At 53.9% G+C, this 12,330-nt stretch carries 13 protein-coding genes; 2 read left to right on the top strand and 11 right to left on the bottom strand.

Features of this window, described 5'->3' with window-relative positions; translation table 11 throughout:
• Positions 1-14: 14 nt before the first annotated feature.
• From SIC19_RS19625 to SIC19_RS19600, 6 genes are all read right to left on the bottom strand, one after another.
• Positions 15-1,751, bottom strand: a complete 1,737-nt coding sequence (locus SIC19_RS19625) for a thiamine pyrophosphate-binding protein (RefSeq protein ID WP_127401303.1) — start codon at positions 1,749-1,751, stop codon at positions 15-17.
• A gap of 59 nt (positions 1,752-1,810) precedes the next feature.
• Complete coding sequence (locus SIC19_RS19620; RefSeq protein ID WP_226909918.1) at positions 1,811-3,502, bottom strand: EAL domain-containing protein; 1,692 nt, start codon at positions 3,500-3,502, stop codon at positions 1,811-1,813.
• Between the two features lie 13 nt (positions 3,503-3,515).
• Positions 3,516-3,971 carry a response regulator gene (locus SIC19_RS19615; protein WP_036207564.1) on the bottom strand — a complete coding sequence of 152 codons (456 nt, stop codon included), beginning with the start codon at positions 3,969-3,971 and terminating at the stop codon, positions 3,516-3,518.
• 54 nt (positions 3,972-4,025) lie between these two features.
• Positions 4,026-5,480: an ATP-binding protein gene (locus SIC19_RS19610; RefSeq protein WP_007152169.1), complete on the bottom strand. Its 1,455-nt coding sequence runs from the start codon at positions 5,478-5,480 to the stop codon at positions 4,026-4,028.
• Positions 5,477-6,010, bottom strand: coding sequence for a YfiR family protein (locus tag SIC19_RS19605; RefSeq protein ID WP_157132739.1), 534 nt, complete (start codon positions 6,008-6,010; stop codon positions 5,477-5,479). The genes SIC19_RS19610 and SIC19_RS19605 overlap by 4 nt, the downstream gene beginning before the upstream one ends.
• Positions 6,011-6,420: 410 nt before the next feature.
• Positions 6,421-6,588: a DUF1127 domain-containing protein gene (locus SIC19_RS19600; protein ID WP_156105500.1), complete on the bottom strand. Its 168-nt coding sequence runs from the start codon at positions 6,586-6,588 to the stop codon at positions 6,421-6,423.
• A 178-nt stretch (positions 6,589-6,766) separates the two neighbouring features.
• Between SIC19_RS19600 and SIC19_RS19595 the strand changes: the two genes are divergently transcribed.
• Positions 6,767-7,651, top strand: coding sequence for a LysR family transcriptional regulator (locus tag SIC19_RS19595; RefSeq protein WP_127401305.1), 885 nt, complete (start codon positions 6,767-6,769; stop codon positions 7,649-7,651).
• Positions 7,652-7,659: 8 nt separating this feature from the next.
• On the opposite strand, the gene SIC19_RS19590 is transcribed toward SIC19_RS19595, so the two are convergent.
• From SIC19_RS19590 to SIC19_RS19570, 5 genes are all read right to left on the bottom strand, one after another.
• Positions 7,660-8,352, bottom strand: coding sequence for an RES family NAD+ phosphorylase (locus tag SIC19_RS19590; protein WP_083637157.1), 693 nt, complete (start codon positions 8,350-8,352; stop codon positions 7,660-7,662).
• A complete protein-coding gene (locus SIC19_RS19585; protein WP_127401307.1) occupies positions 8,349-8,750 on the bottom strand; it encodes an antitoxin Xre-like helix-turn-helix domain-containing protein in 402 nt (133 codons plus the stop codon). The genes SIC19_RS19590 and SIC19_RS19585 overlap by 4 nt, the downstream gene beginning before the upstream one ends.
• Before the next feature lie 99 nt (positions 8,751-8,849).
• Entirely contained in the window at positions 8,850-9,446 is a 597-nt protein-coding gene (locus tag SIC19_RS19580; protein WP_036207262.1) for an ATP-dependent zinc protease, read from the bottom strand.
• A complete protein-coding gene (locus tag SIC19_RS19575; RefSeq protein ID WP_127401309.1) occupies positions 9,440-10,021 on the bottom strand; it encodes an ACP phosphodiesterase in 582 nt (193 codons plus the stop codon). Before SIC19_RS19575 ends, SIC19_RS19580 begins: the two co-directional genes overlap by 7 nt.
• A 67-nt stretch (positions 10,022-10,088) precedes the next feature.
• Positions 10,089-10,634, bottom strand: coding sequence for a porin family protein (locus SIC19_RS19570; RefSeq protein WP_007152159.1), 546 nt, complete (start codon positions 10,632-10,634; stop codon positions 10,089-10,091).
• Between the two features lie 251 nt (positions 10,635-10,885).
• Here SIC19_RS19570 and SIC19_RS19565 point away from each other — a divergent pair, with 251 nt between their 5' ends.
• Positions 10,886-12,301, top strand: a complete 1,416-nt coding sequence (locus SIC19_RS19565; RefSeq protein ID WP_075194863.1) for a TrkH family potassium uptake protein — start codon at positions 10,886-10,888, stop codon at positions 12,299-12,301.
• The last annotated feature ends 29 nt before the right edge of the window (positions 12,302-12,330 follow it).

Below are 12,330 nucleotides of genomic sequence, written 5' to 3'. Positions count from 1 at the left end.
CGATTTCCCCTAAGTTAATTGTCGTTGGGTATCGAGCCGGTTAACACCTTCATTCTCGATCCTAATGGAGGTACCTGATCACCATCGACGATGATATCCAGAAGGCAAGGGCCGGGACGTGACAGAATTTCGGGTATGTCCAGGTCTATCAACTGCTCCATGGTCTGTACTGTGTGAGACTCAATACCCAATGCTTTGGCCATCATGGCAAAATCCACACTTGGTAGTTGCGTGGCGACCCGTTCCCCTCCGCTCAATTTCTGTCCATGATTGACCATGCCTAATGAAGCATCGTTCAGAACGAGCATCAATACATTCAGGTTTTCCTGGAGCGCAATCGTCAATTCCTGACCTGACATCAGATAGCTGCCGTCTCCCGTAAAACAAACAACCGGCTTGTCCCGGTTGGCCGCGGCCATCCCGATAGAACTGCCGATCGCCCAGCCCATTGCAGCAAACCCCAACCCGATATTGAACAGATTCCTTTCAGCTGGCATGCCTTTCGGGCGCCGAACATTCCAGTAATGAATCCCCCACAGGAAGCTGTTTCCGGTATCCATAAGGACTCGGGAATCCCGGGGGCATATCGTACTCATGAAATTCATCAGTGCCTGGGCTTTAATGCGCCCCGATCTTTCAAGACAAACCTCAGGTTCATCAAAACGGGTATTTTCCGGCAAGGGAGCATCGCTGGTAACTGGCTGTCTGGACTCTCCAGTAGCGTCACCAATCAATTTATCCGCGATCGCTCCAAATACGAGTTTCGGGGAGCCCAGAACTACCAACCTCGCCATTGTTGAACGGCTGAGATGTGAAGGGTTGCTGGAAATATGAATCAGGCGGTCCGACAGTATGGTGGTCGGGTCCCATCCACACGTGGATACTTCATCGAGGGCTGTGCCGATGGCTACGACACGATCCGCATTCTCCACTTTTAACGCGTCGGTCGCGCTATTGTGGCCGGCGAAACCGAATACGCCCCTGTAGAGTGGATGAAAGCTATCTACGAGCCCTTTTCCTCGCGGCGTGGTAACGAGTAGCCAATTACGTGATTCCGCCAACGCTACCAATATATCATTTGCCCCCGTAGCGCCCTCACCCAACACCAGCGTGACCTTATCGGTGCACTCTAAATCGTCCAGCAGCGCCTGGAGGGACGCCTGGTTGGGAGCAACTTCGTGGTTGAGAAAAGCATTGAGCGCCTGATCCTTTACGTTATCCGGAATCCGATGGCGCATTACATCCAGGGGGATCGCAAGGTGTGCCGGCCCGGGTTGATTACTCACAGCATGGCTTACAGCCTGAAGCAGTTTGGTTTCGAGTTGCGCAGGATGCGATACCAAAGTGTTGTAACGCGTACATTTGGCAAACATCTCGACTGTATGAATTCCTGTGCAAGATGTTTCCTGCAATGAACCCTGGCCAAACTTGTCCAGCCCTGTTTGCGCCGTTATGACGAGAATGGGAATGCCGTCCGCATAGGCTGATGCGACACCGGTTAACAGGTTCGTGGCACCAGGACCTGCAGTTGAACAACAGACGCCTATTTTTCCAGTTTCGCGGGCATACCCTTCTGCCATGAAGGCCGCTCCGGATTCATGACGAGCAGTAATGGTCCGAATGCCTCCCCGGCGTTCACTTCTTGCCAACGCATCATAAAATGGTTCAATGCTCCCGCCAGGAACGCCAAACACATACTCGACACCCAGACGCTCCAGATAGCGTAATATCAAGTCACCATTTTCGAGCATTGATAATCCTTTTGGAGGTTACGTCCATTATTGAAGTGTGAACAAAGGCGGAGAGGTAGCTATTCCAGCGGTCGAGGCATGGAAATCCCATATCCCTGGGCGAAGTCGAGGCCCAGTTCAACCAGACGGGCTCTCACCTCGTCGTTCTCCACGAACTCGGCAACCGTCTTGAGTCCTGCGGAGTGGCCAATCCGGTTGCACGCATCGACTATCGACAAATCGATTGGGTCGTCCAGCAGGTTGCGGACGAAACCACCATCAATTTTCAGGTAGTCCACTGGCAGGGCTTTCAGATAGGAGAACGAACTCATGCCCGCACCGAAATCATCAAGCGCGAATTTGAACCCTCTTCTTTTGGCGGAATTGATGAACCTCTGAGTCGCGTTCAGATTGGCAATGGCGGAAGTTTCAGTAATTTCAAAGCAGATACGTTCGGGAATCAGCTTGTACCGCTCCGCTAACTGGCTGATGTACAGAAACAGTTCTGGCTCGTTAAACGAGCTTCCAGACAGATTAATAAAGAACGTTCCTGTGCTCTCACGCCCGAGCCCAGTGCGATCAAGGTAGTCAAATGCCAGGTCGATGACCTTGCGATCAACTCGTGTCATCAAGTTGAAGCGTTCCGCCGCAGGAATGAAGGCTCCTGGAGGTACGATGTCATCCCCTTCGTTCAGGCGGACCAGAAATTCGGTGCGATAACCGTCGTTGGCTTCTGGCTGAAGGGCAACCATTTCCTGCTGCCATAGGCAGAAACTGTTATTTTGCAGAGCCTGCTGAATTCGGCTGGTCCAGTTCATATCCCGCTGACGTTGCTGCATATCACTGTCATCGGTTTCGTAAAGCTGGACGTTATTGCGTCCCCGATCCTTGGCGGCGTAGCAGGCCAGGTCGGCGTGGCTCAGAAGCTCACCGGCACTGTTGTAGTTTTCGTTGATCAAAACCATACCGATGCTGAGCGACACCGAGAACGGCTTGTTCTGCCAAACAAAGCGGAACTCATGGACCACTTCACACAGCTTTTCAGCGACCTTGTGTGCATGGACCGCGTCGCAACCGCGCAGCAGTACTCCAAATTCGTCGCCGCCGAGGCGAGCCAGGGTATCATCAGAGCGAATTTGAAGTGACAGCAATGCGGCGACCTGCTTAAGCAAGTAATCCCCAGCCACATGACCACAGGTGTCGTTTATGATCTTGAACTGGTCAAGGTCAAGATAGAGCAGTACATGATGACGGCCGGTTTTATGGGTGTCTTCGAGCGCCTGCACCAGCCGCCGCTCGAATTCCCGGCGGTTCACAAGATCAGTCAGGCTGTCATGATAGGCCATATGCTCCAGGGCATTCTCGGCAACACGCTTGGCCTGGCGCATGAATCCTTCACGTACTTCCCGATCAATGGCAGGAATCAACCGGGACAGGTTGTCCTTCATGATGTAATCCTGCGCACCGGCTTTCATGGCGGTAACGGCAACGCCCTCGCCGATCGTTCCGGATACGATGATTACTGGCAGGTCCTTGCAGTACTTCTTGGTCAGCTCCAATACCCTGAACGAAGAGAAGCCGGGCATGTTGTGGTCGGTAATGACGATATCCCACTTACCCCGGCGAAGGGCATAGGACAGACGGTCTTCGCTGTCTACCAACTCATGATAGGGGGCTATGCCTCCTTTGCGCATCTCTCGCAGTAGAAGCAGCGCATCGTCTTCTGAATCTTCGACGATCAACATCCGTAGAGGGCTGGCTGTGTCTGTCAATGGCCTTACCTTTTTATAACGAGCGAACCGCACCTGCCTTGGGCACTTTATTGACAAAAAGCCAATAGCGGGCAAGCAACTTCATTTGTTCCGTAAACTCCCGATAATTGATCGACTTGGTGATAAAGCTGTTGGCACCCAGACGGTATGCATTCAACAGGTCTGCCGGCTCATCAGAGGATGTAACCATAACGACTGGCAGCCAATTGGTTAGTGGCGAGGACCGAATACCTTTCAGGACCTCCAGGCCACTGACCTTGGGAAGCTTCACATCAAGCAAAACAAGACCGAGCGAATCCAGATCTTTACACGGCTGCCTGGCATCGTTGCCAAACAGGAAGTCCAGGGCTTCCTGCCCGTCTTCTTTTACGATGACAGGGCTGTTTTCGCTCGCACTCTTGAGGGCTCGCACTGCCAGAACCTGATCATCCGGGTTGTCTTCAACCACAAGGATTGAATGGCCATCCATGATTTTATTTGCCCTTTCAATGAATTGCATTAATAGGTTGAATCTGACTACAGTCTAGCCCTGATCTCCCGAAACAGGCAACTTCACAACAAAACTTGCCCCCTCACCCAGTTGCGACGTAGCGGAAATATCGCCATGGTGCCGGCGAACCACGCGGTATACAGTCGCCAGGCCAATACCTGTGCCGCCGAACTCCGACGGCGTATGAAGTCGATTGAATGCCACAAACAGTTTGTCGATATACCTCATATCGAAGCCGACACCGTTATCACGAACCTCAATAGCAACCCAGCGCCCTTCTCTTCGAGACAACACTTCGACAATTCGTTTTTCTTCTTTGGCGCTGTATTTCCAGGCATTCGCCATCAGGTTCTGGAAGGCAACACGCAGCATTCGGCTGTCGCCTACAACCCACATACCCGGCTGTATGAGAATTTCCGTTGGCACATCATCGCTGATGTCTTGCAGTTCTTCCGCAATTTCTTCCAACATCTGGCTCAAGTCTATTGTCTGATTTTCCATGGACTGTCGGCTGACGCGGGACAGAACAAGCAACCCATCGATCAGCCCCGCCATCCGTACACTGGCCGCGCGGATTCGCTTCAGGTAATCCTTACCGATCTCATTCAACTGATCGCCACAATCCTCTTCCAGGGCTTGCCCAAACCCTTCAACGGCTCTCAGGGGCTGCCTGAGGTCATGGGAGACCGAGTAACTGAACGCCTCCAGTTCACGGTTGGCCATGCTCAGCTCGGAGGTCCTGGCCTCGACGATGCGCTCCAGGCTGTCACGGCTTTCCAGGATCCGGCGGTTCTGTTGCTGGATGGTGCTGATCATCTCGTTGAAGGTGTTACCCAGGCGCCCGAGTTCGTCGGTGCCGGAAACCGGCGCACGAATGGAATAGTCGTGATCCTGGGCGATGCGCTCGGCCGTCTCCGAAAGCTTGAGAATGGGTTCGGATACGATTCTCTGTAACCTGAGCGCCAGGAATACCAGCGCGATGAGGATCACCGCCCCGATACCGGAGGCTACGGATACAAAGGTCCGGATATGGCCCCGCAAAACTTCAAGGTGTGATGAGAGGAAAAGCTGCCCGACCACTTCGTTGTCCAGTGTGACCGGCATCAGTAACTGATAGACGTCCCCGACGAACCCTACTTCCAACGACGAACCAACCGACGGGCATTGCCCCTGTGGCCGGCCTGAAAGAGACGTCATCACGTCCCCTTGCTGGTTGTAGACACAGGCCTGCCGAATAGTGTCGATACGCTTGAGGCTGGTGATAATACTGCTCAGCTGCTCGTTGTCCTCGAACACCAGGGCGGCAGCGGACTGCTCCGCCAGGATGCCGGCGATGACATGAAGCTCGGATTCAAGCTGTTTCCGGTAATTCTGGTTCTCAACAAAGATGAGGCTCGCGCAGACCAGGGTGATGCCAAGTGCGCTGGTGAACAACGTAAGGAATAGCAGTTTGGTTTTCAGTCGCCAGTATCGCCACCGCCCCATCATCTCAGGACCCTCACCGCCAGTTCCAGAAGCCTGGAGTTAATGGTCAGGCCCGCTTTCATTGCGGCTTTCAGGCTGATTTCGAAGCGAATAACATTACCCTGCTTCACGTAACCGACAATCCCGCCCTTGCGAATGAAGTCTGGCAAATCACTCACTGTCAGTATGCCTTCGTGGCTCTCGGCCATTTCGAGCAGTTCGTCGACATTTCTGGACTGGGACTGCCCTATATAAAGTACGTCGCATCCCGCGATATCGGCCGGAACGTTGGGGTATCGAAGCTGAAGCGCCCTGCCCTGGGATTTACGACCTTGCATGGGGTCAAGCAGGTTGCCGAAGGGGTCATCGCCGTAGATGCACACATCAAGAGGATCGGAAGCGGTTGCTCCATTTGACCAAGTAATAAAACGTGTGAAGTTGTAGAGGAACGCCGCTTTGACTTCATATTCCGAGCGTATGGAAGCATGCGCCGACGCCAGGCTGAGACACAGGCTGAGAACTAGGGAAATAGAATATTTCAGGTGATCCCTCACGAGTCGGCCACGAAACAAGTAGTCATGTTGAAAAATGAATTATATGGGAGCCCGGCACCTACGGAAGGTTAGCACCCGTTTCGCTGGCGTCAACTGTATCTTAAAACTGTACTCCCCCAATAGCACCCTTCTGTGTCTGTTCCGCCAACACCGGTCCAATAGAATTTTATCAAGCACCGGAGGTGGAATATGAACATCGACAAAGTCCTGTTTCGCACACTCAAACACTATATTGAGAACCAAAGAACCCGCACACGCCTAAGAAGACGCCTGCGGGGAATGCCGATGAGAGAGCTGGATCGTTTGGCATGGGACATCGGAACAACCAGAGCTCAGCTGCTACGAGAGGCACACAGCCCGTTCTGGAAGACGCATCGCTGAGCCCTGGTGAACAAGGCTCAGCGTGACGACTACTCCCGCCAGAATGGCTTGTGCGCTTCCTCTACCAGACTGCCGTGAGGCAACCCTATGTCTTTTTCGACCAGCCTGGTGTCCATTTCATACAGCGACTGCCTCAATTGGTACCGGCGACTCCAACGTCCCGCATAGCGTTTGATAGCAGCGATGGCTCGCCTCATGAAAGAGCTCTTTGAGGGAACACATGCAATCGATGGTGTTTGTCTGAGTGTTTGATTGACGAGGATGGCTTTCATTTTCATCTTCCTTTAAATATGAACGATGACTACAATGAAACCATTCTCGACCCGCCGTACCAGGTCGTCCATCGACATTATTTGAACCCGGTGTTCGAAAAATATGAACATAAAGCTGGACAGGCTCAAGTCTTTTCTTCTGGTGGCTGAAGAGGCCAATCTGACTCGCGCGGCCGCTCGTCGTCATTCGACACCGTCTGCGGTGAGCGAGCACCTTCGCCAGCTTGAGGAAGAGTTCGAGGTTCTGCTGTTCGAGCGCAGTAAACAGGGAATGTCCCTGACCGCGGCTGGCGAGCGCTTGCTCATGCCCGTTCGCCAGGTGTTTACCGCCGTGGAAGATGTACGTAACACTGCGCTTTCCTTGCGTTCGGTGCCCCACGCAACACTCCGCCTTGGACTGAACTCTCCGCCTGAATACCTTCGTGTAGACGAAGTGCTTCGCCGGAAGACGGACGCTCTCCCTCACCTCAACCTGGAAATGAAAACCCGGGCGTCAACCCAGATTGTCGAGCAAGTGCTTTCGGAAGAGCTGGATCTGGGGTATGTCTATGGCAACTGCGAGGACCCGAGGTTGAAGGTGGTGCCACTCACGCCAGTACGTATTTCCGTTGTTGGCCCTGCGGATACGGAGTTCGACACCCTACCAGCCGACTTCGAGTCACGTCGGCGCCTGCCCTGGATCTGGCCCAACCGGGACTGCCCGTTTTTTGATTTCATGAAGGACCTGCTTGGCCCTCAGGCAAGCCTCTCCGACGCGGCCACCAGTTCCGACGACGAGTATTCCACGGTGGTTATGGTCAAATCCGGCATGGGGTTTGGGCTTGTGGAGCGGGAGTTCGCGGAACAATCACAGAGCCGCGGAGGGGTGCGTATTTTTGATGACCCGGAGATGATCACCAACCTCAATCTGATATGCGGCGTGCGAAACTATGAACGTTCAGAATTGCGGGCACTGTTCGATTTGATCGTCAGTGAATGGAAACCGTAACGGTATTCTCACGCCTTGGTGAATTTGTTAACCGAGCTGATTTGCTCACCGTTCCAGATAAACTCGAAATGCGCCGTCTGGATAACACTGCGGACGTGCCTGGGAGTGAATAATCCCCAGCAGGTATCGCCGGGTTTTCGAACAGAGTGATACCGAAGCCCTTCCGAGCCTGCCCTGTAGAGCCTGCGACCATAACTCCGTGAAGCAGCGTAGCTGTCAGCATCGTAGATGGCGTCCCCAAAGGAGAGGGTCGTGGCGTCGTGCAGGGTCATCGTCCCTACCTTGCACTTTAGCCCCCGGAACACCAGCCGGTCGTAGTCCAAACCGTGAACGCCCTGCCAGTAGCGTGACTGGTGATAGGCCACCTCCGCTATTGCTGTATCGATGCTCTCCCCCATATACAGAACACCGTACTGGCCATCGCTGAAGCGGCTGCCTTCGGGGTTTACATGGGTAAACGGGCCGGTGGCGTAGGAGCAGCCAGGGATTCCGAACGGGATCTCCGCTTTGCGGATCAGGTTGAGATTACCCAACTCGGTCTGAAGACGGGGGTTGGTGAGCGCTTGAAGTTCGTAGAGCGCATCAAACTCATCTTCGTCCGCCACATCATCAAACAGGCTGATGGGCGGAAACCTCGAGTTGATCAGGCGAAACCCGGTAATGCTCTCGGGTGTGATCGTTGGCGGCAGTTCCTGACTCACCAGAGCCCCCCGCGCAATACATCGATACGCCTGAACGTTTCATACAAAGCAGCAAACTGGCCCGTACTGATAATCTCAAGGGGACTTTTGCCGTTGAAGTACGGATTGTCGTTTTTCAGGGCCATAAAGCCGTAAACGTTCTTCGGGTTCTCGAAGATCATCCGCAGGCAGCCATGGATGTTGACCAGATAACTGAGACGTTCAATCTGGTCATGGGTCAGGCTCGCCTGCTCCGGCGCTTTACGATACTTGTAGTACGCCGGGCGGGAGATCTGAAGGATTTTCTGTACCTGCTCGGGAGTACAGCCCCAACGGTCCAGAATATTAAACACGGTTTTAAGGCCAACGCCGGAGACGTTGTTCTTTTGGAAGGTTGCGAGTTTCTGCGCGTTACTCATAGCGGACACCACTGTTTTTAAGGCTTTCGCCCACTTAACACTTGGCATCATTGTAGACTTATAGCTACATTTTGTCTATACGCAGACTTTACAAACAACTCACCCAGCGTGCTCTTCAGCAACATCGGCCAGATTTTTGTACTCGCAGTCCTGCTTCGCGATGAAGGCGTCCGCCGAATCAATCAGGATATTGTCGTCGCGCATGAACCGTCGACCCAACAACGCCGGATAGGAAAACTTCCCACGGTCCGTGAGTGAGAACTCAGTTTTATGACTGGTACCGGCAATGCAGAAGTCCATAACCACCACAAACCGGCGCTGCGAGGGTGCGCCCTTGCGCTTGATCTTAACCGTACGCTCAACAGGCAGGCTGAACTCCAGAATCACCTCTTCCAGATTCTTGCCGTCGGCGTCGTCCTCATCCTGGTGGTCAGCCAGCGGCAACTGGAAACTGACCCATTCTTCATCACCTTTCATGAACGGCTCAACATTGACGGCATGCAGTGAAGAGGTTTTGGCCCCGGTGTCCAGCCGGGCCTTCATGCGCAGTCCTGTACCCTCGAGTACAAGCCATTCCACAAAACCAAGTCGCTCTGGCACAGCGTTTTCATTACTGCTGCTCTCAGCCATGGCGATGGAGGGGATCAGGAACGCGAAAAGCGCAGCGACAACGTATCTCTTGGAGTCCGTCAACATTCAAAATCCTTTGTGGCAAAGTGTTTGAGTTCAGGGAAAAAGCTGAGGAACCTGTGTTCGAGTTCCTGGTCGTGGGCTTTGATCTCCTCGATGATTCCGCTGAACGCATTCCTGAACCGTATGCGATTGGCGACCCGGTCCAGAGCATACCCAATGTTGTCAATGTCCTGGTATGAGCGGAACCAGTCGTGGAGAACGATCTGCTGAGTCACCTTTTGCATTTTCTCAGGCATCAACGACGCGTTTTCATCGAGTTCCCGATAGATCTGATCGATAAAGGTATCGGAATTCACATGACTAAAGCGTTGCCAGTTTCTTAACAGGTAGTGATCGTAGAGGATATCCAGCGCCACACCCGAAAAACGTCTGCGCTGAGGGGAGAACAACCGCTTGCTGGCAATGACTTGCGAATGCTGGTCGGTAAACGCATCCACCGCCCTGTGATGCTGCAGCCCCACCCTCACTTCCCGGGGCAGTTCGTCCGGCACTATGCCTCTCGCAAAGTCCCCCAGCAGGCTGCCCACACGAACCTTGGGAGAATCTGGTGCGAGAAAAAGATGGGCAAGGTGATTCAAACTGGCTCCCAATAACGGCGGCGAACAGGCCTCCGCCGCCAAGGTTTCTTTGTGCAGAGCGCTCCGATCAGAAGTTGAAGGTGACGCCCAGGCCCAGACCGTCAACGGTGGAGCCATCCTTGTCATAGTAACGCATGTATTCCACGTTGCCAGACACTTCCGGTGCCAGCTCAACATTCACACCAGCGCCGTAGGAAAAGTCCGACTCATCCTCGGTGGTGGTCCCCAGGAACGACTTCGCTTCCACTTCAACCCGGGTTACACCGAAAATAACGTAAGGCGTTGCGGGTGATTCGTTCGCCAGATTCAGCGTGGCGTAGCCGCCGAAGAAATTGTCCAGCGAATAATCGACGCCGCCAATGCGATCATCGTCCACGCCAAACCCAGCACGGGCTTCGAGCCCAAAGAAAGGCGACACCAGGCCACCCACCTTCGCGGACAGCGTACCAACGTCAACGTCGTCACTGCCGTTTTCGATATTGATAAAGCTGTAGTTCAGGCCCGCATAAAGGCTACCACCACCTGACTTGTAGACATCAGCGAAGGCGCTTTGGGAGACCGCCATCAGCGGCGCTGCAGAAAGACCAAGCATCAATGCAATCGACTTTTTCATTTGAATTCTCCTTCCGGTTTCAAACCGAACTCACAATTCGAAGTTGCATCAGGCTGACGACAAACACCAGCGTTCGGATCCTTATTTACGCGGAATTTACAGTGATTTAATGTACCTGTAAGGCCCTGACGCACTGCGGGTTCCACCTTGCGAAAGCCCCAAGCCGCATGTATTCTGACGCCGTCTCTCTGTTCAGCCGGCTAGAGCGTCCTTTGAGAAACCTGAACCCCGTAATCTTTATCATGAGCGTCATGTTTATACTTCTTAGTATTTTCATGACCTTACCTGTGCTTCTTCTCGTAACTTCTGAATCGCCGAATGCCATGGCGTTTGCGGAGTCTGCGGCTATCTGTTTTGGCACGGGGCTGCTGGGCATTCTCGCGACCTACCGCCAGGCACGAGACCTGAAGCCCCGCTACATGTTCGTGCTGACCGTCTCCAGCTGGTTTATTATCGCCCTGCTCTCCTCGCTCCCGTTCTATCTCAGTGATCTGGGGCTTACCCTCGGCGAGGCCTTTTTCGAAGGCACATCCGGCATCACCACCACCGGAGCCACGGTGCTTACCGGCCTGGACACCATGGATCAGGACCTACTGCTCTGGCGCTCTGTACTGCAATGGATTGGCGGTATCGGGATCATCGGCATGTTCGTTGCCGTATTGCCCTTCCTCCGCGTGGGCGGCATGCGGCTTTTTGCAACGGAATCTTCAGAATGGACTGACAAGGCCCTGCCGCGAATGAAAACCCTCAGTCGTGGCCTGCTGTTGGTTTACGTGGCGTTTTCGGTGCTTGCGGTAACGACCTATTGGTTGTCCGGCATGAGCCTGTTTGACGCATTCAACCATGGCCTGACGAGTATTGCGACCGGCGGCTTCTCCACATCCGACTTGTCCATGGGCAAGTTCGACTCCAACCTGATTCTGTTGGAAGCCACCCTGTTCATGATGATCGGCAGCATGCCGTTCTTTCTTTTTGTCCGGGAAATGCATGGCCAGCACGGCGTACTGTTCAGGGATCAGCAGGTGCGGCTGTTCGTGACCATCCTGCTGGTGGTACCTGCCTTACTGACTCTTTACCGCTGGTACGTCTCACCAGTGGAGTTCGACCTCGTTAACGGCTACGTGTCGACGCTCTTCAATGTCACGTCTGTGGTCACGACAACCGGCTATGCCTCGGAAGATTACTCTGCGTGGGGCCCACTTGCGTTTGTGCTGTTTTTCTTTCTGATGTTTATCGGCGGGTGCTCCGGCTCAACAGCCGGGGGCATGAAAGTGTTCCGCTTCCAGCTCTCATTGATCGTACTGAGGGAGCAGCTGATGCGGCTGCTGCATCCCAGGGCCGTATTCACCCGCAACTACAATGGCCGCGCGGTCAGCGACGAAATTATCGCTTCGATGATTGCCTACACCTTTATCTTTCTGTTGTGCCTGCTGATCATAACGGTCGCGCTGGCAGCTCTGCAGTTGGACTTTATCACCAGCCTGTCCGGAGCACTCACCGTGCTGACCAACGTTGGCCCGGCGCTCGGCGACACAATTGGGCCAGCGGGCACCTTTGCACCGCTCCCGGAGCTTGCCAAATGGATTCTATCGGTGGGTATGCTGATGGGGCGCCTGGAAATACTGAGCGTGGTAATTGTGCTTTCACCAGCGTTCTGGCGAAGCTAAGCGAGGCAACCTGCCCTGCTTAGGCTTCG

It is taken from the genome of Marinobacter sp. MIT930201, from assembly GCF_047122665.1.
In the GTDB taxonomy this organism is placed as follows: domain Bacteria; phylum Pseudomonadota; class Gammaproteobacteria; order Pseudomonadales; family Oleiphilaceae; genus Marinobacter; species Marinobacter salarius.
This window is presented reverse-complemented; position numbering and strand designations above follow the sequence as displayed.